The 22,585-nt window shown below is 65.0% G+C and carries 24 protein-coding genes; 11 read left to right on the top strand and 13 right to left on the bottom strand.

Going from position 1 to position 22,585, the window contains the following annotated elements; translation table 11 throughout:
• The 4 genes from ACT4ML_RS15320 to ACT4ML_RS15305 all read right to left on the bottom strand — a co-directional run.
• Positions 1–1,682, bottom strand: a 1,682-nt coding sequence (locus ACT4ML_RS15320; protein WP_444721635.1) for a DUF7282 domain-containing protein, incomplete at its 3' end; no start/stop codon positions are given.
• Positions 1,683–1,836: 154 nt separating this feature from the next.
• The gene (locus ACT4ML_RS15315) at positions 1,837–2,328 is read right to left on the bottom strand and encodes a helix-turn-helix transcriptional regulator (protein ID WP_138244626.1); all 492 of its coding nucleotides are present in this window, start codon (positions 2,326–2,328) and stop codon (positions 1,837–1,839) included.
• Between the two features lie 480 nt (positions 2,329–2,808).
• Positions 2,809–3,798, bottom strand: coding sequence for an NAD-dependent epimerase/dehydratase family protein (locus tag ACT4ML_RS15310; RefSeq protein ID WP_444721634.1), 990 nt, complete (start codon positions 3,796–3,798; stop codon positions 2,809–2,811).
• Between the two features lie 216 nt (positions 3,799–4,014).
• Entirely contained in the window at positions 4,015–4,224 is a 210-nt protein-coding gene (locus ACT4ML_RS15305; RefSeq protein WP_444721633.1) for a hypothetical protein, read from the bottom strand.
• Between the two features lie 156 nt (positions 4,225–4,380).
• On the opposite strand from ACT4ML_RS15305, the gene allB reads away from it, so the two are divergent.
• Positions 4,381–5,748, top strand: coding sequence for an allantoinase AllB (gene allB / locus ACT4ML_RS15300; RefSeq protein WP_444721632.1), 1,368 nt, complete (start codon positions 4,381–4,383; stop codon positions 5,746–5,748).
• Positions 5,749–5,911: 163 nt separating this feature from the next.
• Entirely contained in the window at positions 5,912–6,160 is a 249-nt protein-coding gene (locus tag ACT4ML_RS15295) for a hypothetical protein (RefSeq protein WP_138244632.1), read from the top strand.
• Between the two features lie 13 nt (positions 6,161–6,173).
• Here ACT4ML_RS15295 and ACT4ML_RS15290 read toward each other — a convergent pair whose 3' ends face one another.
• The 5 genes from ACT4ML_RS15290 to ACT4ML_RS15270 form a co-directional block, all read right to left on the bottom strand.
• Positions 6,174–7,244, bottom strand: a complete 1,071-nt coding sequence (locus ACT4ML_RS15290) for a quinone-dependent dihydroorotate dehydrogenase (protein ID WP_444721631.1) — start codon at positions 7,242–7,244, stop codon at positions 6,174–6,176.
• Between the two features lie 128 nt (positions 7,245–7,372).
• A complete protein-coding gene (locus ACT4ML_RS15285; protein WP_444721630.1) occupies positions 7,373–7,963 on the bottom strand; it encodes a MaoC family dehydratase in 591 nt (196 codons plus the stop codon).
• 159 nt (positions 7,964–8,122) lie between these two features.
• A complete protein-coding gene (locus tag ACT4ML_RS15280; protein ID WP_444721629.1) occupies positions 8,123–8,455 on the bottom strand; it encodes a (2Fe-2S) ferredoxin domain-containing protein in 333 nt (110 codons plus the stop codon).
• Entirely contained in the window at positions 8,452–9,228 is a 777-nt protein-coding gene (locus tag ACT4ML_RS15275; RefSeq protein ID WP_444721628.1) for a CbtA family protein, read from the bottom strand. The genes ACT4ML_RS15280 and ACT4ML_RS15275 overlap by 4 nt, the downstream gene beginning before the upstream one ends.
• 5 nt (positions 9,229–9,233) lie before the next feature.
• Complete coding sequence (locus ACT4ML_RS15270; RefSeq protein ID WP_138244637.1) at positions 9,234–9,419, bottom strand: CbtB domain-containing protein; 186 nt, start codon at positions 9,417–9,419, stop codon at positions 9,234–9,236.
• Positions 9,420–9,676: 257 nt separating this feature from the next.
• On the opposite strand from ACT4ML_RS15270, the gene ACT4ML_RS15265 reads away from it, so the two are divergent.
• The 9 genes from ACT4ML_RS15265 to ACT4ML_RS15225 are packed head-to-tail and all read left to right on the top strand — an operon-like array spanning position 9,677 to position 18,228.
• Positions 9,677–10,711, top strand: a complete 1,035-nt coding sequence (locus ACT4ML_RS15265; RefSeq protein ID WP_444721627.1) for a monovalent cation/H+ antiporter subunit E — start codon at positions 9,677–9,679, stop codon at positions 10,709–10,711.
• Positions 10,708–10,989, top strand: coding sequence for a cation:proton antiporter (locus ACT4ML_RS15260; protein WP_444721626.1), 282 nt, complete (start codon positions 10,708–10,710; stop codon positions 10,987–10,989). The genes ACT4ML_RS15265 and ACT4ML_RS15260 overlap by 4 nt, the downstream gene beginning before the upstream one ends.
• On the top strand, positions 10,986–11,408 hold the full coding sequence (mnhG, locus tag ACT4ML_RS15255) for a monovalent cation/H(+) antiporter subunit G (protein ID WP_444721625.1): 423 nt from the start codon (positions 10,986–10,988) through the stop codon (positions 11,406–11,408). The genes ACT4ML_RS15260 and mnhG overlap by 4 nt, the downstream gene beginning before the upstream one ends.
• Entirely contained in the window at positions 11,405–11,944 is a 540-nt protein-coding gene (locus ACT4ML_RS15250; RefSeq protein WP_444721624.1) for a DUF4040 domain-containing protein, read from the top strand. Before mnhG ends, ACT4ML_RS15250 begins: the two co-directional genes overlap by 4 nt.
• Positions 11,944–12,480, top strand: a complete 537-nt coding sequence (locus ACT4ML_RS15245; protein WP_444721623.1) for an MnhB domain-containing protein — start codon at positions 11,944–11,946, stop codon at positions 12,478–12,480. The genes ACT4ML_RS15250 and ACT4ML_RS15245 overlap by 1 nt, the downstream gene beginning before the upstream one ends.
• Positions 12,473–12,850, top strand: coding sequence for a cation:proton antiporter subunit C (locus tag ACT4ML_RS15240; RefSeq protein WP_444721622.1), 378 nt, complete (start codon positions 12,473–12,475; stop codon positions 12,848–12,850). Before ACT4ML_RS15245 ends, ACT4ML_RS15240 begins: the two co-directional genes overlap by 8 nt.
• Positions 12,843–14,438 carry a proton-conducting transporter transmembrane domain-containing protein gene (locus ACT4ML_RS15235; RefSeq protein WP_444721621.1) on the top strand — a complete coding sequence of 532 codons (1,596 nt, stop codon included), beginning with the start codon at positions 12,843–12,845 and terminating at the stop codon, positions 14,436–14,438. Before ACT4ML_RS15240 ends, ACT4ML_RS15235 begins: the two co-directional genes overlap by 8 nt.
• Positions 14,438–16,360 carry a proton-conducting transporter transmembrane domain-containing protein gene (locus tag ACT4ML_RS15230; protein ID WP_444721620.1) on the top strand — a complete coding sequence of 641 codons (1,923 nt, stop codon included), beginning with the start codon at positions 14,438–14,440 and terminating at the stop codon, positions 16,358–16,360. Before ACT4ML_RS15235 ends, ACT4ML_RS15230 begins: the two co-directional genes overlap by 1 nt.
• Complete coding sequence (locus tag ACT4ML_RS15225) at positions 16,360–18,228, top strand: Na(+)/H(+) antiporter subunit D (RefSeq protein WP_444721619.1); 1,869 nt, start codon at positions 16,360–16,362, stop codon at positions 18,226–18,228. The genes ACT4ML_RS15230 and ACT4ML_RS15225 overlap by 1 nt, the downstream gene beginning before the upstream one ends.
• 68 nt (positions 18,229–18,296) lie before the next feature.
• Here the strand turns inward: ACT4ML_RS15225 and ACT4ML_RS15220 are convergent, their stop codons facing one another.
• The 4 genes from ACT4ML_RS15220 to ACT4ML_RS15205 form a co-directional block, all read right to left on the bottom strand.
• Entirely contained in the window at positions 18,297–19,424 is a 1,128-nt protein-coding gene (locus ACT4ML_RS15220; protein WP_444721618.1) for a tyrosine-type recombinase/integrase, read from the bottom strand.
• A 244-nt stretch (positions 19,425–19,668) separates the two neighbouring features.
• Entirely contained in the window at positions 19,669–20,733 is a 1,065-nt protein-coding gene (locus ACT4ML_RS15215; RefSeq protein WP_444721617.1) for a glycerophosphodiester phosphodiesterase, read from the bottom strand.
• A gap of 265 nt (positions 20,734–20,998) precedes the next feature.
• The gene (locus ACT4ML_RS15210; protein ID WP_444721616.1) at positions 20,999–21,163 is read right to left on the bottom strand and encodes a hypothetical protein; all 165 of its coding nucleotides are present in this window, start codon (positions 21,161–21,163) and stop codon (positions 20,999–21,001) included.
• Positions 21,164–22,129: 966 nt separating this feature from the next.
• Positions 22,130–22,549, bottom strand: a complete 420-nt coding sequence (locus ACT4ML_RS15205; RefSeq protein ID WP_444721650.1) for a sugar-binding protein — start codon at positions 22,547–22,549, stop codon at positions 22,130–22,132.
• Positions 22,550–22,585: the final 36 nt, after the last annotated feature.

Here is a 22,585-nt window from a genome sequence, read left to right as displayed (position 1 = left end):
GGCTCCTCATCGACTGGGGTTTCGTTGTCGACGGGTTCCTCGTCGGTCTCGTTATCGACGGGCTCCTCATCGACTGGAGCTTCGTCGGTCTCGTTGTCAACTGGCTCCTCATCGACTGGAGCTTCGTCGGTCTCGTTGTCAACTGGCTCCTCGTCGACTGGAGCTTCGTCGGTCTCGTTATCGACGGGTTCCTCGTCGACTGGAGCTTCGTCGGTCTCGTTATCAACTGGCTCCTCGTCGACTGGAGCTTCGTCGGTCTCGTTATCGACGGGTTCCTCATCGACTGGAACTTCGTCGGTTTCGTTGTCAACTGGCTCCTCGTCGACTGGCGTTTCGTTGTCGACTGGGGTTTCGTTATCGACGGGTGCCTCGTCGGTGATGTTGTCGATGTCGTCCGGGAGTTCGTCAGCGCTGATATCCTCGCCGACGACAAGAACATACACGCTCGCGTTTTCGACGTTCAGGTTTTCGACAGTGAGATCCTCGATCGTGACGAAGATCGGACGGTTGTCAGCGTCGATCGGCATCTCGTCCATCGGTTCTTCGTCAACGGGTGCTTCGTCGGTTTCGTTGTCGTCGATCGGCTCTTCATCGACCGGAGCCTCGTCGGTTTCGTTATCATCAACGGGCTCCTCATCGACCGGTTCGTCACCGATATCAGTCTCGTCGTCATCGATATCGGTCTCGTTGTCGTCAATCGGTTCGTCGCCGACATCAGTTTCGTTGTCGTCGACCGGTTCGTCGCCGACATCGGTCTCATTGTCATCGACCGGTCCGTCGTCGATGTCTGTCTCGTTATCATCTATCGGCTCGTCACCGACATCGGTCTCGTTGTCGTCGATCGGCTCGTCGCCGACATCAGTTTCGTTGTCGTCGACCGGTTCGTCACCGACATCGGTCTCGTTATCGTCGACCGGCTCGTCACCGACATCGGTCTCGTTGTCATCGACAACGGTCTCGTTATCGTCGATCGGTTCGTCGCCGACGTCGGTTTCGTTGTCGTCGACAACGGTCTCGTTATCGTCGACCGGAGCCTCGTCGTCTTCCCCGTCGATGGTGACCGTCGCGTCGTCGGTCACGGGCTCGTCCTCGGGCGTGACGAACGGTCCGTCAGCCTGGCCCTCGGTCTCGACGAAATCGTACTGCTGGTTGTCGTTCGTATCGCGGTGCGGCATCGCGATCAACGTCTCGTCTTCCTCGAGCGACTCGTTGAGCGTGATCTCGACGCTCTCGTGCGTGCCCGCCTCGAGATACGCCGACGTGCCGATGACGCTCTCGAAGACGTTGCCTACGAGGAGGCTGCTGTCGTGGATCGTCACGAAGCCGTCACTCGCGAGCGAGACGTTCTCGACGACGACCGTGTCGTTCTCGGCCGTCTGTTCGTTAAACGTCACGTACGCGCCTTGTTGACCGTCCGACTCGTTCTCCAGACCGGTATCGGCGTCGTCGGACTCGTTATCGATCGGTGTCGTCTCGCCCTCGTCGAGTCCGGTCGCCGTGTCCGCGCTGTCCTCGTCGGCTACTGATTCGTTCGTCGGTTCAGCGTCTGTGCCGTCGTATTCGTCCTCACTGACATCGCTGCTCTGGGCCCCACCGGTCGCGGCCGCTGCGACCATCGCTCCGCTCGAGCAGACGAGCATCAGTGCGGTAAGTACGACGAGTAACTGATTTCGTGCGTTCATGGTTGCCGTGAAGGCATCCATTTCGTCGTTGGTTTGGCGGATAAACCGGCAGAACCATTACGCTGAGAAATCGGATACTACGGCCAGACAGTGGGGATTCAGTGGCTCGGCCGCCGACGGAAAACAACGATTGCTGATAGGAACGACCGACCGCTTAGTCGTCGTTCGCCTGTTCGGGTGACTTCGACGCCGTCGGCTCGTGTCCCGGCAGGCAGACGAGGTTCTCGCGTCCGAGCCGCAGTTTGGTGATCTGATCGTCGTCCTCGAGGTCGGCGAGCAATCGGCTGACTTTCGCTTTCGACCAGTCGACGGAGTCGACGATGTTCGATTGCTTCATCCGTCCCCCGTTTTCCCTGAGGAGCTGGCGCACTCGTTCCCGATCGGTCACGAACTCCTCGTGGTCCGACTCCGCCTCGTTCGCGAGCGAGGCCGGCTCTTCGTATCGGTTGCGAGCGACGAGTATCCCACCGAGCAGCGCGAGCGCGGCCATTCCGGCGAGGGCCGCGAGATGGGCGCCTCCCTCCAGTTGGAGCGGCCGGGCGAATCCCGGGACGTACTCGGACCACGTGGAACTGACCGACGCGACTGCACCACCGATCGACGACCCGCGCGAGTCGAGGCGAGTGGAAACCCGTCGGATGCTCATGGCTTCGGACGGTCTGTAGTCGCGTGATTCATGTCCTGTACCGTCGTGATCGGTCTACAAATCGGTTTTTATAACTCATATTCTGTTACTACCTCGGGAGTATATCACGTCGAATGATGACAACTGTGGCGTCGACGCAGGGAGGCTCTCGGTCGTCGCAGGTGTCGACGGACGGCCGGTGTCTGGTGGTGGGGGGATCGGAGCGGCACAATTCGTGAGCGCGCTGCTGGAACACTCGTCAGTCATGGTATAGGCTGGCTTTGCTCGACGGATTGAATAAACTCGACCGGACGTTTGGAACGGCTAGCGCGGATTCACTCCGGATTCAGCCGGTAAGACAATGTTGGCGTGATTCTCCGTCGATCGAACACGAGCGTGTCTCTCCCCTTCGAGGACCGTCTCTGTCGATTTCGCTCGAGCCCGACGGTTCGACGCGACCGCAGCCGTGGGCTGGGTGTCAGCCGATCGCTTCGAGCCGGATTAGCTGTACGAACCGCCTTCTCGGTTCGGCTCGAGCGTGGCCCCGGCGTCCATCTCGGCCGCTTCGGACTGCCCGTCGCCGACTAGCGACCTGATACCCGACTTGAGGCCGACACGCGCGTCGAACCCGAGGTCGTGGGCCGCCTTCGACGTGTCCGCGCCGCTGTGTCTGATATCGCCGGAACGGGGGTCGCGGTTGACGATCGTCGATGACGAACCGGTCGCGTCGCGGACCGTTTCGGCGAGTTCCCGAATCGTCGTGCGCTGGCCCGTGCCGATGTTGTACGCCTCGCCGACCGCGTCCGTCGTCGCCGCCCGCAGGTTCGCCCGGACGACATCGCTGACGTGGACGAAATCGCGGCTCTGCTGGCCGTCGCCCTGAACCGTGATCGGCTCGTCCGCCCGCGCCTGCTCGAGGAACGTCGAGATGACGCCGCTGTAGGGCCCCTGCTGGCGTGGACCGTAGACGTTGAAGTACCGCAACGCCACGGTCGGGAGGTCGTACAGCTCCTCGTAGAGCCGAGCGTACTGGTCGAGCGCGAGCTTCTGGACGCCGTAGGGCGAGGTCGGATTCGTCGGCGCCGTCTCCGGCACCGGCAGTTCCTCGGGGTGGCCGTAGACGGCCGCGCTCGAGGCGAGGACGACCCGGGCGTCCTCCTGACGGGCCTGCTCGAGGACGAGGAGGCTCGCCTCGAGGTTCGTCCGGTTGCTCTGCCGGGGTTCGTCGACGCTCTGGGTGACGCTGACGACGGCGGCGTGGTGGAAGATCACGTCGACGCCGCGGGCCGCTTTCTGGAGCGCGATCGGATCGCGAACGTCGCCCTCGATCACCGTCACCTCGTCGGGGACGTGAGCCCGGTCGCCGGTCGTGAAGTTGTCGAGAATCCTGACCTCATTGTGCGGCGTCAGCGCGTCGACGAGGTGACTGCCGATGAAGCCCGCACCGCCGGTCACGAGTATCGTCTTGTCGCGGATCGCTGGCGAGTCCATTTCCTGGGACGACCAGTTCCTCGCTGTTTAGTATCACATTCATACCCCCGCGTATTCGGGCTCGAGACGGCGTAAGGCACTGCTTACAGCTCGGTTCGTTCGCGCCACTCGAGCAGTTACGAGGGGTGTGTAGACCGAATACCGCCGCTCCCGCCGAACCGCACCGTACACTGCTGGCAGTTGCCGTTCATCGGTATCACCGTCTCCTGACGTGTGTTATCGGTCTTGGCCGACTTCTAGGGGAAATTTCGTAGTGAGCATCCTCCCGACTGCAACCAGAACGTAGATCGGGAGCACCAGAAAGAGCACGAGGCCGACGAAATCGACGACTTCGACGAACGGCGGTACTATCGCAGTTTCCATGGTGAAATAGATCACCACGAGGAACCACAGCATCGCCGCCTGAAAGAACGCCTCTTTTTCCATGCCCACTCATTTTATATTTACACATAAACATCAACCGAATGTCTTCTGCTCCGTTCGTGCGTATAGGTTCCGCGTCAGTATTCGTGTCGCTCAGACCGCTAGCAACGCGAGCAGTTTGGGGAAGCTATATGCGCGGCCCTCGGCAATCCCACGCCAATGACCGTCGATCTCGTCGTGCGCAACTGTACCGTCGTCACGCCCGCGGGTCGCTCGGCCGACTCGGGGGTCGCCGTCGAAGACGGGGAAATCGTCGCCGTCGGCCGAAGCGACCGGCTCCCCGACGCGGACCGCGTCCTCGATGCCGACGGCAACGTGCTGGTTCCCGGTATCGTCGACTGTCACATTCACAACCGCGAGCCCGGCCTCGAGTACAAGGAAGACTGGGAGTCAGCGACCCGAGCGGCCGCGGCCGGCGGCGTGACGACCGTCGTCGGGATGCCGAACACGGACCCGGTCATCGATCGGCCCGAACACCTCGACCTCAAGTTCGAGCGCGGCGAGGCGTCGGCCCACGTCGACTTCCAGAGCTACGCGGTCGTCACGAGCGAGAACCTCGATCTGATCCCGGAAATAGACGAGACGGGTGCGCTCGGATTCAAGGTCTTCCTCGGCTCGACGGTCGGGGACGTGCCGCCGCCGAGCGACGGCGAGATCATCGAGGCGATGGAGAAAATCCGGGAGACGGGCAAGCGACTCGGCTTCCACGAGGAAAACGGCGAGATCATCGACCACTATACGGAACGGTTCAAAGCCGAAGGGCGAAACGAGCCGATCGATCACTCTCACTCCCGCCCCGTTATCGCCGAGCAAGAGGCCGTCGAGCGGATGATCACTTTCGCCGAGGAAACCGGCGCGAAGATCCACATGTTCCACGTCTCGTCGGGATCGGCCGCCGAGGCCGTCGCGCGGGGGAAAGACCGCGGCGTCGACGTGACCGCGGAGACGACCCCCCACTACCTCTGGTTCACCGAGGACGTCATGCGCGAGAAGGGTAACGTCGCTCGAGTGCAGCCACCCATCCGGGACGCCGCGGAACGCGACAAACTCTGGGAGGTGGGTATCGACGACGGCGCGATCGACTGCATCGCCACGGACCACGCACCCCACACCCCCGAGGAGAAGAAAGTCGACGACCCGTTCGGCAACACGTGGGACGCGATTTCGGGCTTCGTCGGCCTCGAGACCGAAGTCCCGGCTATGCTCAGCTTCGTCGATCAGGGCCGATTCACGCTCGAGGAGTGGGTCCGCCGGCACTCCACCCGTCCGGCACAGGTCTGGGGGATGTACCCGCAGAAGGGGTCGCTGCAGGTCGGCACCGACGCGGACTTCACGATCGTCGACCCGGACCGCGAGTGGACGCTCGAGGATCGACGGGACCTCCACTCGAAGAACTGCGTGACGCCGTTCGAAGGCGAATCGTTCACCGGGAAAGCGGTCGCGACGGTCGTCCGCGGCGAGCCCGTTTTCGAAGACGGAGCCGTCGTCGGCGAGTCGGGGTACGGGACCCGCGTCGATGTCGAGTGATACTGTCGAACGAAACAACGCACAAGCCCACACCGCCGCTCCGAGACGCCACGTTGCTTGCGACCGTTCGTGTATCGTTCGCCGCGACAGTTCTCAGTTCGTGAAAGCGGCGGTCGGTTTATATTCACACTCCGTCCGTCGGCCGCAATGAAGACCGTCCGCCATGACTGATGGAGCACCCGAGGCAGCCGACCGAGACGAACCGGACGAGACGACCGAGACGGATAAGACCGAACAGCTCAGGTCGGTGTACCTCTCCGTCACCGACGGCGACGCGGAGCCGGTCGTCGAGTCCCAACGGGAGGAGTCCCGGACGCGAGAGATACGCGAGGAACGGAGCGACGAGGTCGTCGGCCCCGCCGAACACCACGGACTCGAGGACGCGCTCGACGATCCGGAGCCCGCCGACTGATCGCCGGCCCCGCTCACTCGAGGTCCGCGCCCACCGCGTCCGCGACCGACGAGAAGCCGTCGCGCTCGAGCAGTTTCGAGAGCCCCCGATTGATCTGTTTTGCAGTCGACGGCCCCTCGTAGACGAACCCGGTGTACAACTGGACGAGCGAGGCACCGGCGCGGATCTTCTCGTAGGCGCTTTCGGCCGAGTCGACGCCGCCGACGCCGACGATCGGTAGCTCGCCGTCCGTGTACTCCGCGAGCGAGCGGATGACGGCCGTCGAGCGATCCTCGAGCGGCTTCCCGCTGAGCCCGCCCCACTCCTCCCGTCGGGGCGAGTCGAGTCCCTCGCGGCTCGTCGAGGTGTTCGTCGCGACGATGCCGTCGAGGTCGAACTCCCGAACGATGTCGACGAGATCGAAGACGGATGCCTCGGGCTCGTCGGGCCCGATCTTCACCAGTATCGGCACGTCGCGGTCGTTTTCGGCCTCGAGCGTCTCGAAGATCGCCCGCAGGTGCTCGGGTGAGCCCTCGTCGAACTCGTCGGGCGTGTTCGGACAGGAGACGTTCACCACGACGTAGTCGGCGAAGGGCGAGAGCCGGTCGAAGACCCGCCGATAGTCCTCGATCGCCTCGCGCTCGTTCGAGGAGTTCATCTTGCCGACGTTGACCCCGAGCGGGATGGCGGGGGTGCCGTCGTCCTCGAGTCGCGATTTGACCCGTTCCATCCCCTGCCCGTTGAACCCCATCCGGTTGACCATCGCCTCGTCCTCGCGCAGGCGGAAGAGTCTGGGTCGGTCGTTGCCCGCTTGCGGATAGGGCGTGACGGTTCCGATTTCGACGAAGCCGAAGCCCAATGCCTCGAGCGCGTGGGTCACTTCGGCGTTCTTGTCGAAGCCGGCGGCGACGCCGACCGGGTTCGGAAACGTGGTGTCGAACAGGTCGACTTCGAGGGCGGGATCGTCGTACCGATACGCGTAGGACAGCGCCGCCCGCGTCGGCCGCGTCGACTGGGCCGCCCGGAGCGTCCGTTTGCCGAGATCGTGGGCCGTCTCAGCCGGGAGTTTGAACGCGAGGGGGCGGACCCGCGAGTACAGCGTCATTGCCACTACGTGGGGATGGCCGACAGGTAAACGTCTCGAAGCGCTCGAGGCCGGAGCACGTCGTCACAGTCACCTTTCGGAGCGACTCGAGCGCGGTCGAAGTCACCGTTTGAGTCGACTGTGCCCGGTTAGAGGTCCTCCGGCTGCGTGCCGATTCCCTCGAGCCAGCCCGGCGGTTTCGCGGGGGAGGGCTCTGCATGCTCGCGTTTCAGCACCATCGGCGTCCGCTCGAGGCTTAGGACGAGATCACCGTGCTGGTTGTACGCCCGGAGTTCGGTCTCGACGATGCCGACGTGATCGCGGGACTCGAGTTCCCGCTTGCTGAGCACCTCGCTCTCGGCGAAGATGGTGTCCCCGTGGAAGACGGGATTATGGTGCCGGATGTCGTCGTAGCCGAGGTTCGCGGTGGCGTTGACCGAGATGTCGATGACGCTCATTCCGACGGCCAACGCGATGACGAACGTGCCGTCGACGAGGCGCTCGCCGAACTCCGTCTCCGCGGCGTAGGCCTCGTTGAAGTGCATCGGATTGAGGTTCATCGTGATGTTTGACATCCAGACGTTGTCCGTCTCGGTGACGGTGCGGCCGAACGGGTGCTTGTAGATGTCGCCGACCGAGAAGTCCTCGTAGTAGCGGCCGTGCCAGCCCTCCACGAGTCGTTTGTCGGGCGATTCGTCGTTGGTCTCGTCCGCGTCGGTCGCGTCGTCCGTCTCTGCCATGTGACTCGATCCGACCGGTAGCCAGTTAGCGGTTCGGACGAGCGCGCTCTCATCGAGATCGCCTGCATCGTACAGAGGTCGGACCGTCGGCGGATACCAACTTAGTCGAGAGAAAAGGGGTGCGCATGCTCCTGATTCCGGAACGCCATGTCCGCCGACTCAGTTCTCGTCGCGGACCTGTGCCGCGTCCGGCCCGAACTCCGACTCGAGGAGGTCGGGAACGGTTTCGGGTGTCACGTCCGAGTACCACGTGTTTCGCGGTTGAATCGAGACCGCAGTACCGTCCTCGCTGCACAGTCCCAGACAGGAGGTTTCGCTGACCGAGACCGCCGTCCAGAAGGCGTCGCGTTCGCGGAGCCAGTCTTTGACCGCCGCCACCGTCTCCTCGGCCCCGACCGCGCCGCAACTCGCGTACTCGCCGTCACGGTCGTTGGTACAGACGAAGACGTGCGCCTCGAGGCGGTCGCGGTGTTCCTCGGTCCGGTCTTTCATGGACTGGTCAGGAGGTCCTCGCGTCGCTCGGCCGTCGAGTGCACGCCGGCCCGCGTCTGGAGCCAGCCGAAACAGCCCGCGACGAACGCCCAGAGCGCGGCCTGACTCAGCGCGGTCAGCCCGCGGAACGCGGTCACGAGCTCGGCCGGCATCGAGCCGGACTCGACGATCGTCGGCGCCGCGATCGCGGTGACCGCCACGAGCGCGACGATCGGTATCGCGGCTGCGACCCCTCCGAGCGGTCGGCTTCGCGCCGAGACGCGGCGATAGCCGTAAATCGAGAGCGCGGCGACGAGCGCGCCGACGGCCATCAGCCCCGCGTAGATCGCGATCCGGAGCGTGGGATCGAACGCCTGCTCGGCACCCGGCGTCGTCGGCGGGAGCACCAACCACGGCGCGACCGAGACGGTGAGGAAGCCGGCGCCGGCCAGCACGTAGGTCTTGACCCGCCCGCGACCGGGCAGGGCCGGCTCGAGGAAGTAGAAGGCGAGCGCGAAGGCGCCGCCGAGCAGGATTCCCCAGAGGACGCCGCTGCCGACGCTTACCGCGGCGGTCGTCGCTTCGCTCACTGCGTGAGCGTGTTCGCCGGCGGCGTGGGCGTGCTCGCCAGCGGCATGGGCGTGTTCACCGGCTTCGTGGGTGTGCTCGCCGCCCGCTGCGACCGTCTCCATGTAGCCGATCAGCGGGTTCGCAACGACCGCCATGTAGACTCCGTATGCGATTCCCGCGATCGCGCCGGCGAGCACACCCCGCTCGAGGTAGTCGACGAGCATCGGTCTCAGTGACAGACGACGCCGGCCGCGTGTCGGAAGTTGTGCATCGAGTCGTGGACCAGCGGTTCCTGGAGGAACAGCAACGCGAACGTCAGCGCCGCGACGAACGCGAAGACGGCCAGTAGCTGTGCTGTCGTGAGGTCGTCACGGGCGGCTCCGATTCGACCGTGAACGGTTTCGGTCGTCGTCATGCAAGTCAGTTTTCTCTACTGAAACTGCGATTGTAAAGCTACCGATCGTCCGGCGACGGCAGTGAACCGCGCTCGCGACGACCGTTCGACGAGACCAGGGCCCGAACGTCCAACGTCCGTCACGATCACCTCGGCCGAACACGTCGAAACCCGTGACTACCGCTGGATAACGAAATCGTTTTCCTACGGCTACCGCTTGATTCGACTAACAACGAGAGCCATGAGTACCCAATGTCGGTCCCCAGGAGGGAGACGCCGTGGCGGCTAACCGTCTGCTCGTCCCGTTGTCTGATACGGTAACCGTCAGGCAAACGGTCGGCTACGCCGTCCAGTCCGGGCTCGAGGCGGCCGATTCGCTCGAGTGTCATCTCGTCGTCGCGCTCCCCTACGACGCCGACGTGCCGGAGAGCGACCAGCAACACGAGGACGCCGAAGGGCTGCTCTCGCGGGCGCGAAACTGGGTCGAAGAGGACGCCGGCGACGCCGACGTGACGGTCGAGACCGCGACGCTCGGTGCCGACGAATACCTCTTCGGGCCGCGAGACTACGCCGAAATCTTCGACGCCTACGCCGACGAACACGGTATCGACCGGGTCGTCATCGATCCGGAGTACCAGCCCGGGGTCACCGCACAGATGCTCCAACCGCTCGAGCGCGAACTCGAGCGCGTCGGGCTGGCCTACGACGAGGCTCCGGTCGAGCGATCGGCCCGACGCGGCCGTCTCGTCAGCGGGACCGAGGACTTCGATCGACTGTTCGCGACGTTCCTGATCTCCTACGGTTTCTATCTCGTATTGGGCGATCCGACCTACTGGTTCGATCTCGTCACCGGCGCGGCGGTCGCCGGCATCACCGCCGTCTCGCTCGCGCAGGTGACGTTTACCGTGCCGCTCGACCGCGTCCAGTCGCCGCTCCGCGTCGTTCGATTCGCGTTCTACATCCCCTATCTGCTCTGGGAGATCGTCAAGGCAAACATCGCGGTCTCTGCGGTCATCCTCCGGCCGTCGATGCCGATCGAGCCATCGCTAACGCGAGTCAACGCCCGCGTTCGGAGCGGGCTGCCGCTGACCGCGCTGGCAAACAGCATCACGCTCACGCCGGGCACGCTGACGGTCCGGGCCAACAACCAGCAACTGCTCGTCCACACGCTGATTCCCGCCGCACGCGACGACCTCTTCGACGGCGGCTTGGAGCGGGGGATCCGCTTTGTCTTCTACGGTCGCGAATCGGCGGCGATCCCCTCGCCGCGCGAACGCGACGACGCCGAAATCGTCGGGGGTGACGAGCTGTGACGCCGGTCTCGCTCGAGGACGTCTTCCTCGTCGCGGCCGGCCTGTTCGTCGTGCTGGCGATCGCGATGTTCTATCGCGCCGTCGTCGGGCCGACGACCCAAGACCGGCTGCTGGCGGTCAACGTCCTCGGGACGAACACGGTCGTCATCCTCGCCCTGCTGGCCGCGGGGCTCGATCAGTCGTGGTTCCTCGACGTGGCGCTGATCTACGCCCTGTTGAACTTCCTGATGTCGATCGCCATCTCGAAGTTCACCGTCGAACGGGGTGGTGTGCTGTGATCGAGCCGATCGCGCTCCAGTCGACCGTCGGGACCGTCCGGTTCTGGACGATCGTCGTCCTGCTCGGGCTCGGCGTGTTCTTCACGCTCGTCTCGACGGTCGGCGTCCTCCGGCTCCCGGACATCTACGCCCGGGCACACACGGCCTCCCAGACGGACACGCTCGGGGCCGGCTTCGCGCTCGCCGGCGTCGCGGTCGCCTTCGGCTGGCAGCACGCGGCGGTCTACACCGTCCTCCTGCTGTTCTTCGTGTTCGTCACGAACCCGACGGCGGCCCATGCGATCTCCCGATCCGCGGCGGAGACGGGCGTCGAACCCGTCCTCGCGGAGGAGGACGCCGCCGAACCCGAAGCGCCCGCCGAACCCGAAGCGCCCGCCGAAACCGACGTGCCGACCGAAACGGACGGTGAGACCCGATGAGTCTGTTCGCGTACTCGCTCGTGATCTTCATCCTCGCGACGGCCGTCGCGACGGTGCTGTTCCGGGACGTGCTGTCGGTCATCATCGTCTTCGGCGCCTACAGCCTCGGGATGGCCATCCTCTATACGTTCCTGCTGGCACCCGACGTGGCCATGACCGAGGCCGCGATCGGTGCCGGCGTCACGACGCTGTTGCTCCTGTTGACGATCGCGCGCACTACGCGGCCCACGACCGACGCGCTCAGAGAGCGGATCCACGTGCCTGCGGTCGTCGTCGTCGGTGCGTTCGTCCTCCTGCTCTGTACCGCAGTGCTCCCCGAAATGTACCCGGTCGGGAGCACGGAGACGCCGGTCTGGTCGAACCCCGAGGTGACCCAACACTACATCACGGAGACGTACGAGCAGACGGGCGTCGAGAACGCGGTTACGTCGGTGCTGGCCGCCTACCGTGGGTTCGACACCTTCGGCGAGGCGGTCGTCGTCTTCGCCGCCGGCGTCTCGACCCTGCTCGTCTTGAAACGCGAGGTGTTCGCCTAATGTCCGGATCAGTCGACGATACCTACACCGAGAGTCAGGTGATCATGACCGCCGTCAAGATCATTGCACCGTTTACGCTCACCTACGGGCTGTTCATGACCTTCCACGGGGGCGACGCCCCCGGTGGCGGCTTCCAGGGCGGGACCATCGTCGGTGTCACCGTCCTCATGCTCGCCTTCGCGTTCGGCATCGAACCGACCCGACAGTGGCTCAGAAATTCCTTTATCACCGGTCTCGTCACCGGCGGCGTCGTCATCTTCGGCGCGATCGGCCTCGGAATGATCACGCTGGGCGGTGGGTTCCTCGAGTTCGATCGACTCTACGAGGTCTTCCACGTCAAACAGAAGTGGGGGCTCGAGGCCGTCGAGATCGCCGGCATCTCGCTGATCGTCTCGGGGACCATTATCAGCCTCTTCTTTACGATGGCAGCGGGCTTTTCGCCCGAGCGGCCCAGCGGGACCGGCGGCATCAGCAGTGACACCAACGCTTCCGAAGGCCCCGATTCGCCCGCCGCGGAGGTGAGCGACGATGATTGAACTCCTGCTGGATCGCTACACCTACGTCCTGATGTTCGTCTTGCTGGGGCTCGGCATCTACATGGTGATCGCCAGCGAGAACCTCGTGAAGAAGCTGATCGGGGTGAGCCTCTTCCAGACGGCCATCTTCCTGTTTTTCATCTCGATGGCCTACATCGACGAACCGGGCGCGACGGCACCCATCGTCCCCCACCACGGCGAAAAGGGGGAGGTCATGGTCGCGAGCCCGCTGCCGCAGGTCATCGTGCTGACCGCCATCGTCGTCGGCATCGCACTGACGGCCGTCGGGCTGGCGCTGATCATCCGCATCTACGCGGAGTACGGGACGCTCCGCGAGGACACCCTCAGGGAGGTGCGTGCCGATGAGTAACGTCGATCTGATCCTGCCGTTGCTGATCGTCGCCCCGATCCTCGCCGCGACGCTGCCGATCGCGCTCGGCCTGTGGTTCGACCGGACGGGATGGCCCGTCGCGGGACTCACAACGCTCGGACTGTTCGCCAGCGCTGTGGTCCTCGCGAGCGAGGTCTATGCCGGCGGCGACGTGAGACACGAACTCGGCGGTTACAAACGGACGTACGGGATCGAACTCGTCGCCGACGAGTTCTCGATGCTGATCGTCCTGCTCGTGACCGCCGTCGCCCTCGGCGTCCTCGCGTACACGCGTCACGGGGGTCCGCACGGAAACACGTTCTACACCGCCTACCTGCTGTTGACCGGCGGCCTGCTCGGCATCTCGCTGACCGGCGACGTGTTCAACCTGTTCGTCTTCCTCGAGATCACGAGCCTCGCGACCTACGCGCTGGTCGCCAGCGGCGACGGTCCCGAGTCGGCGGTCGCCTCGCTGAAGTACCTGATCTTGGGCACCGTCGCCGCCTCGATGTACCTGATCGGCGTCGCGTTCGTCTTCATGGCGACGGGGACGCTCAACATGGTCGAACTCGCCGAGGCGATTCCGGGGGCAGAGGCACAGACCTTGATCCACGCCGGCTTCGCGTTCATGGTCGTCGGCTTCGCCGTTAAGGTCGCCCAGTGGCCGCTGCACACGTGGCAGCCGAGCGCCTACCAGCAGGCTCCCGACGGCGTGACGCCGCTGATCGCGGCGCTCGTCTCGACGGCATCGGCCTACGCGTTCGGCCGGTTGATCGTCACCGTCTTCGAGGTCGAGTACCTCGCGACGATGCCCAACGCGGCCGCGGTCGTCCTCGCGATCGGCTGTGTGAGCGTCCTCGCGGGCACGGTGCTCGCCGTGATCCAGACCGAGGTCAAACGCATGCTCGCGTACTCGTCGGTCTCGCAGTTCGGGCTGGTCGTGGCCGCCTACGGGGTCGTCATCGCCGGCAACTCCGAGACGGCCTTCGTCGGTGCCGCGATCCACCTCGTCGGCCACGGGCTGTTGAAAGCCGGCCTCTTCCTCGGGGCCGCACTCGTCGCGGCGAGCTACGGAGCCCGCACCGTCGACGAGTACGCCGGCCTCGCCAAGGAGCGACCGGTCATCGCCGGGTCCATGGCCGTGCTCCTGTTCGCGCTCGTCGGCGTCCCGCCGGGCGTCGGCTTCGTCGGCAAGTGGTACATCGCGCTGGGTGCCGTCGAGTCCCAGCTCTGGCCCGTCGCCGCCGTGATCTTCCTCAGTACCATGCTCACCTTAGCCTACGCCGCTCGCCTACTCGAGAAGATGTACTTCACGCCGCCCGCTGCGGTCGATCGCCCGCACGCGCCGGGAGCGGTGGCGACCGACGGCGGTGACGCCGATCGCGACGAATCCGACGCCGCCGATCCCGAATTCGACGGGGCGGGAACCGCTGCCGCCGCGATCCGCGGCGGGGAGACGCGGGACCCCGTTTCGACCGGGATGGTCGCGATCGTCGTCGTCGCCGCGCTCGGTGCCGTCGCGCTCGGGTTCGCCGGCGGCACGCTCGCCGACTTGCTCTCGCCGTTCCTCACGGAGGTGTTCAACTAATGGTTGCAGACATTCGGCCGCTCGCCGCCGTGTTGGTGTCGGCGGTCGCCATCGTCCTGATCGTCGCGTCGCATCGCCGACCGAACCTCCGCGAGGGCTGGTCAGTCCTGGCCGCCCTCGCGAAGTTCGCCATCGTGGCGAGCATGCTCCCCGCCGTCATGGACGGCACCGTCTTCCGGTGGAGTCTCGCGGACTCGACGGGAATCCAGTTCCTCGAGGGGATCGACTTCGCCCTGCGGGCCGACCCGCTGGGGATCTTCTTCGCCCTGCTCGCGAGCTTCCTCTGGATCTTCACGTCGTTTTACGCGACGGGGTACATGCGCGGGCTCGACGAACACTCCCAGACGCGGTTCTTCGCGTCGTTCGCGGCCAGCCTCTCCGCTGCCGTCGGGATCGCCTTCGCGGCGAATCTGGTGACCATCTTCGTCTTCTACGAACTGCTGTCGCTCGTGACCTATCCGCTGGTCGCCCACAACGAGGACAGCGAGGCCCGCATCGCCGGCCGCAAGTACCTGACCTACACGTTCTTCGGCGGCGGGGTCTTCCTGCTCGCCGGCACCGTCCTGATCTACTGGCTGACGGGGCTGGTCGGCGGGCCGACGCTCGCCTTCGAGGCGGGCGGCATGGAGGCACTCGCCGCGGCCGCACAGGTCGAGCCGGTCTACGCACAAGCCGCCTTTTTCCTGCTCATCGCCGGCTTCGGCGTCAAGGCCGCGCTGATGCCGATCCACTCGTGGCTCGCCGACGCGATGGTCGCGCCGACCCCCGTCTCCGGGCTACTCCACGCGGTCGCGGTCGTCAAGTCCGGTGCCTTCGGCATCGCTCGCGTCATCCTCGAGGTCTACGGTCCGGGGCTGATCCACGACCTGCCGCTCGACGTGCCCGGAATCGGCGAGGTCGGGCTGAATATCCCGGTCGCCCTCGTCGCCGCGTTCACGCTGACCGCAGCGAGTATCATCGCCTTGCGCAAGGACCACCTCAAGCGCCGGCTCGCCTATTCGACGACGGCACAGCTCTCCTACATCGTGCTCGGGCTCTCGATGCTGCACCCCTACGCGATGGTCGGGGCGCTGTTCCACATCCCCGCCCACGCGTTCGCGAAACTCACCCTGTTCTTCTGTGCGGGTGCGATCCACGTCGAGACCCACACGGACTACATCAGCGAGATGGCCGGCATCGGTAAGCGGATGCCGCTGACGATGACCGCATTTACCGTCGGCGCGGCCGGGATGGCCGGACTGCCGCCGCTTGCCGGCTTCGTCAGCAAGTTCTACATGCTAATCGGCGCCGGCTACATGGGCGGCGAGTACTGGCTGTTCGCCGGTGCACTGCTGCTCTCGGCCGTGCTCAACATCGGCTACTTCTGGCCGGTCGTCTATACGGCCTTCTTCGAGAGCGAGGACCGACACAACGCCAAACCGTTCCTCGAGTTCCCGCGAGGCGGCCTGCTCCAGTCCTACGGGAGCGAGCCGGACGACGGGCACGTCGCCGCTGACGGGGGCGAACGAACCGACAGCGAGCACGAACGAAGCGAGACGGCCGCGGAGGCAGACGACACCGCAGGGGACGAAACGTTCGAATACGCCGTCGACCAGAACCCCAGCGACCACACGGTTCCCGACGGGAGCGATTCGACGGGCGAGTCCGTCGACGCCACGGATCATCACGGCGACCACGACGACCACCTCACCGGCGGGCCGCCGGCCGACGGCTGGCAACGCCGCTCGCTGTTCGCCGAGAGCACGTGGCTCATGCTCGCACCCATCACGATCATTGCGACGGGTGCGATCGTCCTCGGCGTCGTCCCGGACTACGCCGTCTTCCTCGATCTGGCGACCCGGATCGTCAAGGGCGTCTTCGGGATGCCGTTCGAGCAACTGGGACGTCCGTTCGGTGACCTCGTCACGGAGGTGAGCGGCTAATGGAGCTCGAGTTCCTGTCGCTCGCCTACCCGCCGCTTTTGGTCTTCGCGGCGGCGCTGCTCGTGCTCGTCCTGCCGCGGATCGCCGGCTTCACCGTCGGTGCGCTCAGCCTCGCTGCCGTGCTCGCGATCTCGCTGGTCGCGCCGGAGGGCCAACACCTCGCCGGCACCTTCCTCGGATTCGAGCGGGTCGTCCCGTTCTACGTCGACGGGTTCTCCCGGATGGTCGGCATCGGACTCGGCTTCCTGGGCGTCTGTAGCGTCATCTACGCCTACTCGAGCGAAGCCAGTAAGACGTTAGTCGCGTTCGCGCTCGTCTACGTCTCCTCGTCGATCGGGGCGGCCTTCGCCGGCGACTGGCTCGTGCTCCTGTTCATGTGGGAGCTGATGGCGGTAACGAGTACGCTCGTGGTCTGGCACTACGGCGGCGAGGCGGTCCGAGCCGGGTTCCGGTACGCGATCTTCCACGGCACCGGCGGCGTGCTCGTGATGCTCGCGGTCGCGGTCCACTACGTCGAGGTCGGGTCGTTCGTCTATACGGCCAGCGACGGGATCGCCACCGGAATCCCGGCGCTGCTCGCGGTGCTCGGGATGGGCGTCAACGTCGCTTTCATCGGTTTCCACACGTGGCTGCCCGACACCTATCCGCGACCACACATTGCGGCCTCGGTGTTCCTCTCGGTGTACACCACGAAGACCAGCGCGTTCGTCCTCTATCGGGCGTTCCCGGTCGATGCCCAGAGCGAACTGGGGATCTACATCGCGTACATGGGCGGGCTGATGGCCGTCTACGGCGCGACCTTCGCACTACTGCAACACGACATGCGGGCGCTGCTGTCCTACCACATTCAGGCCCAGCTCGGTTACATCGTCGCCGGGATCGGGATGGGTGCGTGGACGGTAACCAGCGAAATCGCCGTTGCAGGTGCGCTGAGTCACCTGTTCAACAACATCCTGTTCAAGAGCCTGCTGTTCATGGCCGTCGGCGTCGTCATCTACCGCACCGGCGAGGAGGACCTCTACGAGTTAGGCGGCCTCTGGCGCGAGATGCCCCTGACCGCGATCGCCTTCGGGCTCGGTGCGCTCTCGATTACCGCCATTCCGGGCTTCAACGGCTACGTGAGCAAAGGGATGCTCTTCGACGCGGCCAACCCGGATCCCCACTACTACGGTGAACCCGAGTTTCAGGCGCTGTACTGGCTGCTCTGGCTCGGTGCGATCGGGACGCTGCTCTCCTTCATCAAGCTCGGCTACTACGTCTTCTTCCACGGCGAGAGCGATTTCGAGGTCGCCGACGCAAAACCCGGCCAGACCGTCGCGATGCTCGGGCTCGGCGGTGCCTGTCTCCTCTTCGGCGTCTGGTGGCAGGGACTCGCTGACCTCGCACCGACGCTCCACGGTCACGGAGGCCACTTCGAGTTCGTCTACCCCGGCGGCGAGAGCGAACTCCACCCCTACAGCCAGAGCCACCTCGAGACGGCGGGAATCCTGACGACGGTGGCTGCCGTCACGTTCGTCCTCGTCCGGAAACCGCTCTCGAAACTCGATCTGGGTGATCCGGTGATGTTCGTCTATCCGGCGACGTACTCTCTCAGCCGCTGGACGATGCTCGCGGTGACCGAAACGTACGCCGCCGTCGATAGAGCGGTCGTCGGCGGAGTCAAACGCTGCTACTGGATCGGCAACAATCCCGTCCTCGCGGTCGACGCGGCCGCGGGTCGTCTCCCCGACTGGATGGTCGATGTCGACGAGCGCCAGCCGACGGACGGCGGGCGTCCGTCCACGATCCACCTCCGAACGGGCATCGGCACCACCGTCTTGCTGCTGATGCTCGTTCTGACGGCGATCCTGTGGCTCCTCGTCGTCTGAAACCGATAGCAGCGATAGCGACTCGAGTGCCGTCGCTTTCGATTTCGATGTTCGGCTCGCCTCGCGTTTCAATTACGGTCCGGTTGCTCGTCTCGCGACCGCCCATCGTCGTCGCCAATTGACGGCTGTTCTCCCGAAACGACGATCGACTGCTCGAGCACCGACGCCCGAAGCGTCGGTTTCGACGCCGTCGCCTCGCGGCGGTACGCGTCACCGTCGCCGTCGTGCTCGCCTCGCACGCCCCGCGGCGTCAGGTAGTTGCCGTCGATGTCCACGCCCGCGTCCTCACAGAGTCGTTTCAGGACTGATCGCGCTCCCTCGGTGGTAATCGCCGGCAGCGCGATGGCGTGCTCTCGAGCGAGTTCGGTCGCCGTCGCGTCCTCGAACAGCGCCTCGATCTCGCTCTCGTCGCGCCCTCGGTCGCGAAACACCGACCGAACTCGCGCCGCGATCGACGGCGCGTGGCCCGTCGGAAACAGCGGCCAGTCGTTCGACGGCGGATCGAGGACCACTCGATACCGCCGCAGCGGCGTCCGTGCGTGGGCGGGAAGCGGAACGTCCTCGAGGCGTTGGGACTTTCCCAGCACGCGGATCGTCCCCGTATAGAAGTCGACATCGTCCCACGTCGCACCGGTGCGCCGGTCGTCTTCCGGCACCCGGAACAGTTCGGCCCCCCGGACGTTCGAGTGGGCGAGCACGGCGACCATCGCGTACTCGCGCAGCCGCGTGCGTCGTTCGCTCGTCGAGGGGGCGGCCTCGAGCGCGCGTTCGCGAACGTGGCGCTCGAGTTTACGCCGTTGTCGTGCGGTCCAGGAGTCGCTTTCCCGGCGCGTCTCGGCGGTCGGTAACGCCGCCTCCGCGCGGTCGGTCGCGGCGGGGTTGTCCGCGAGGATCCCGCCGCGGACACACCACGAGAGGAACGCGCGGACGACCGCGTAGTAGGTGCCGGCCGTCGAGGCGGTGTACTCCCCGCGGTCGGTCCGCCGGCGGAGTTCTTCCGCGTACGCGCGCATGTGCTCGACCTCGAGTGCGAACAGGGCGGTGAGCCCGTGTTCTCGCTCGAGCCAGTCGGCCCACCGCCGGAGGATCGATTCCGCGTTGGACGCGTAGGCTCCCGCACCCGGTCCGTCGGGATCCCCGACGGCCTTCCGCTGGAGATAGGCGTCGACCGCGTCCGTGATCGCGACCTCCGTCACGGGGCGATCACCCGCTCGGTTGCTGCGCGACGACGCGGCGCGGACCGTCGGCTCCCGTTTCGGCCGCTGTCCGGCCGCTCGAGGCGGCTCTCACCGCGGCGAGGGCGGATCGTGTCGGTGTCGCCACGGATCATCAGTTCGTCCCATACTGTTCCACGATCCTAAATCCGTGTTTCGGTCTCACGGGGTCGGAAAAATGCGATTCGAATGGAACGGTGCGCAGATATTCCCGGCCGGGACGGACTCAGTTCGTCGCGCCGAATCGGAGCACGTCGGCGTGATCGCTGATGATCCCGTCTACGCCGGCCGCCGCGAGCTGTTCGCCCTGATACCAGGTCTCGAGGGTGAAGACGTTCACGTCTCGGCCCTCCTCGTGTGCGACTGCGAGGAGATCGATCTCCGACCAGCCCGCGCCCTCCTCGTAGCGCTGATCGGCGTAAAACGGCGTTCCCCGAATCATGTGATAGGGCGGGTGAATCGCTTCGGCCTCGTATCGTCGCGCGATTTCGACGCCGTCCGCGACGGAGCTCCAGCACAGCGGTGCGACCGGATAGTCGGACGCGTCGCGGGTCGTCGCCAGCGCCGCCTCGTAGAACGAGGAAAAGAGGTACTCGTGGTGGAACTCGTCGACGATGTTGAGCACTCGTTCGACGAACGGCTGCCAGATCTCTTTTTGCTCCTCGAGTTCGTCGCCCGGAAGCGATTCGGCGAAGGCCACGTCGAACGACCCAGGATTCTTCAGTTCGACGTTGACCCCGACTGACGGTGGAATCGCCTCGAGAACGGGCCGTAACCGGGGGACGGTTTCGCCGCTCTCGAGGACTTCGGCGCTCGTCACGGTGTCCGTCTCCGTCTCCCAGACGACGCCCTCGGTGTCGGTCAGCCCGCGCTCGCCGCCGTCGCGGCTGGCGAGTCGATCGTCGTGGAAGACGACGACGTCGTTCTCGGCCGTCGGGACGACGTCGATTTCTATCATGTCGGCACCGCGCGACGGCGCGGCGGGCGACTGCCAGCCGCGTGCCGCGGCTTCGACCGCGCCGACGGTGTTTTCGGGATACAGCCCGGCGAAGCCGCGGTGAGCGATCAGGTCCGGATCGCCGGTAGAACCGTGGAATCCGTTCGCGTTCGATTCGGTGGGGTGGCGTTCGTCGGGACCGTTCCCGTTCCCGCGACCGGGAGTCGCACCCGCAACGCCGGCCGTTCCGGTCACTGATGCGCCCGCCGCGACGATGAACGATCGTCGTCGGAGCGCGGAACTGGACGTGTCTGGGTGGCCGGTTCGGCGTTCGTCGTCGTTCGTTTCGGACATCTTCGGATCGGCCGACCGGACCGACAGAGAAAACAGATTATAATTACATGATATATTGAAATAGCCGAGTATCCGTGTGAATTGATTGCAACGGAGTTCCCGCTGCTCGCCTCGGGGAGAGGGCTGTCCACACACTGACTCGAGATCGGGCGATCGAATCGCAGGGCGGTCCGTTCTCGTTAACTCGAGAACCCGCGATTCGATATATCGAAATATGATTTATTTCCGGCATCGGTCGTCTCAGTCACGACTTCGGATCGTCGACTCAGGACGGATGCTGGTGTCTAATCTTCTCGGCCGTCATCCCCGGAACCGGCGTCCCGCAGTCTTTACACTTCCAGTTCGGTGTCGGCGTTCCGCGTTCCTTCTCGAGGTCCTGTTTGAACTCGAGGTGTGCGCCACACGGACAGCGATAGGTCGTGCGGGTCATGGGCGAACTAATCCGACGGGGAGCGATAAACGGTTCGCCGAGCTATGCGTGGAACTGAACGGCTCGCTCGAGGGCAGGTGCCGATCAAGTGATGTCTCGCAGAGAGTTCGATGGCTGCTCGTATCGAGCAGCGTTCCGCCGGACCCGGAGAGCCGGCTGCGATGAATTCGTCTCGGTGATCGATCTGATTGTATCTGCACCGTCTTCGGTCGCCTCGATCCCGGGGTGTATCCGGTCAGAAACCGCTGCTCGACCGGCCCCTCTTTAGCGCTAACTTCGATCGAGCGATTGCTGGGACACCCGTCTCATACGACAGGAACCGAGTCCCGAGTTTCCATCGCGGTCGATGGGGACCTATGACCACAGCTCCGGCAGTCATCGCTGGCGGGACGACACTCGAGCGGGACCGAATTCTGATCGACGCTGCGATGGGGGAGATGACAGCGACTTCGGGGTGTGGGTTCCGGAGTGGATTCGAAAACGGACTCGTCTCCTGTCACGAATACTGCAGCGACAGCGCCAGCAGTTACGGCCGACGAGATCGCGATTCGGACGAGACCTCGATACTACTCGGGGACTCGAGACCGAGTCCATCGAGTGATCCGTGGGCAAAATTCATCGGTCGGCTGCGCGGGGTTCTCGAGCGACTGTTCGACTTGCTCGAGCGGGCGTTGGCGGGGAGCGGACCGATTCGTCTCTCTTGGTCCCCAGACTGGTTGCGTTTCTCTTCGACGGCGCCGATAAATCATATACTGCGATACCGAATCATCGACATCGGCGATTCTTGTTCCGCAACTGGCGGTCGATTACGGGAACCGAGACCAGTCGGTCGTCGATCGGTTCGTCTCGAGCGGGCGACCACCGCTCACTCGCCGAGTTCGACGGTGGCGAACTGCTCCGGGCTCTCCCACGCGCTGTCGGACTCGTCGAACCAACTGAGCTTCCCGCTCCGCTCGCCGTCGTTCTTCAGGGGATGTGGACATCCATTCCGACGCGGTGGCCGACGACGGGACGCACACCGTAGTTCGCCCACGGGATCGCGAGCATCGTCCGCCACCCGTCGTCGGTCTCGACCGTTTCGACCTCGGTACCCGCCGCTATCGGAGCCGAGTTCCAACCGGAAACTGCCGTCTCCGCGCCTCGCGGGACGAGTATCTGGCGGTCGTTTTCCCCGTCATAGGTCGTCCCGCGGCTGTTATCGGGATCGAAGTAGCGTTCGATATCGGCGTCCCGCGTCCCGTCATCGGAGTCGGTGACGGTGACGAGGACGTACAGAGCCTCTTCGTCCCACAGCGCCCGCCATTCGGCCGCGATATCGGGGAGGCTGTCTCCCCAGAGAAATGTCTCGACCGCATGGGTGTCGGCACTGCGCCATTCCTCGTCGATGCGATCGACCGTCGGGGCCGAGGCAGTCCGCGGGAG

The sequence above is a fragment of the Natrinema sp. LN54 genome, from assembly GCF_052439245.1.
Lineage (GTDB): Archaea > Halobacteriota > Halobacteria > Halobacteriales > Natrialbaceae > Natrinema > Natrinema versiforme_A.
The sequence above is the reverse complement of the archived record's forward strand: the minus strand, read 5'-3'. Positions and strand labels throughout refer to the sequence as shown.

Bases quoted from the DNA above. Each gene is read 5' to 3' on its own strand.
- ACT4ML_RS15315 (WP_138244626.1), bottom strand. From the start codon at position 2,328: ATGAGCATCCGACGGGTTTCCACTCGCCTCGACTCGCGCGGGTCGTCG.
- ACT4ML_RS15310 (WP_444721634.1), bottom strand. From the start codon at position 3,798: ATGGACTCGCCAGCGATCCGCGACAAGACGATACTCGTGACCGGCGGT.
- ACT4ML_RS15305 (WP_444721633.1), bottom strand. From the start codon at position 4,224: ATGGAAAAAGAGGCGTTCTTTCAGGCGGCGATGCTGTGGTTCCTCGTG.
- allB (WP_444721632.1), top strand. From the start codon at position 4,381: ATGACCGTCGATCTCGTCGTGCGCAACTGTACCGTCGTCACGCCCGCG.
- ACT4ML_RS15295 (WP_138244632.1), top strand. From the start codon at position 5,912: ATGACTGATGGAGCACCCGAGGCAGCCGACCGAGACGAACCGGACGAG.
- ACT4ML_RS15290 (WP_444721631.1), bottom strand. From the start codon at position 7,244: ATGACGCTGTACTCGCGGGTCCGCCCCCTCGCGTTCAAACTCCCGGCT.
- ACT4ML_RS15285 (WP_444721630.1), bottom strand. From the start codon at position 7,963: ATGGCAGAGACGGACGACGCGACCGACGCGGACGAGACCAACGACGAA.
- ACT4ML_RS15280 (WP_444721629.1), bottom strand. From the start codon at position 8,455: ATGAAAGACCGGACCGAGGAACACCGCGACCGCCTCGAGGCGCACGTC.
- ACT4ML_RS15275 (WP_444721628.1), bottom strand. From the start codon at position 9,228: ATGCTCGTCGACTACCTCGAGCGGGGTGTGCTCGCCGGCGCGATCGCG.
- ACT4ML_RS15270 (WP_138244637.1), bottom strand. From the start codon at position 9,419: ATGACGACGACCGAAACCGTTCACGGTCGAATCGGAGCCGCCCGTGAC.
- ACT4ML_RS15250 (WP_444721624.1), top strand. From the start codon at position 11,405: ATGAGTCTGTTCGCGTACTCGCTCGTGATCTTCATCCTCGCGACGGCC.
- ACT4ML_RS15245 (WP_444721623.1), top strand. From the start codon at position 11,944: ATGTCCGGATCAGTCGACGATACCTACACCGAGAGTCAGGTGATCATG.
- ACT4ML_RS15240 (WP_444721622.1), top strand. From the start codon at position 12,473: ATGATTGAACTCCTGCTGGATCGCTACACCTACGTCCTGATGTTCGTC.
- ACT4ML_RS15235 (WP_444721621.1), top strand. From the start codon at position 12,843: ATGAGTAACGTCGATCTGATCCTGCCGTTGCTGATCGTCGCCCCGATC.
- ACT4ML_RS15230 (WP_444721620.1), top strand. From the start codon at position 14,438: ATGGTTGCAGACATTCGGCCGCTCGCCGCCGTGTTGGTGTCGGCGGTC.
- ACT4ML_RS15225 (WP_444721619.1), top strand. From the start codon at position 16,360: ATGGAGCTCGAGTTCCTGTCGCTCGCCTACCCGCCGCTTTTGGTCTTC.
- ACT4ML_RS15215 (WP_444721617.1), bottom strand. From the start codon at position 20,733: ATGTCCGAAACGAACGACGACGAACGCCGAACCGGCCACCCAGACACG.
- ACT4ML_RS15210 (WP_444721616.1), bottom strand. From the start codon at position 21,163: ATGACCCGCACGACCTATCGCTGTCCGTGTGGCGCACACCTCGAGTTC.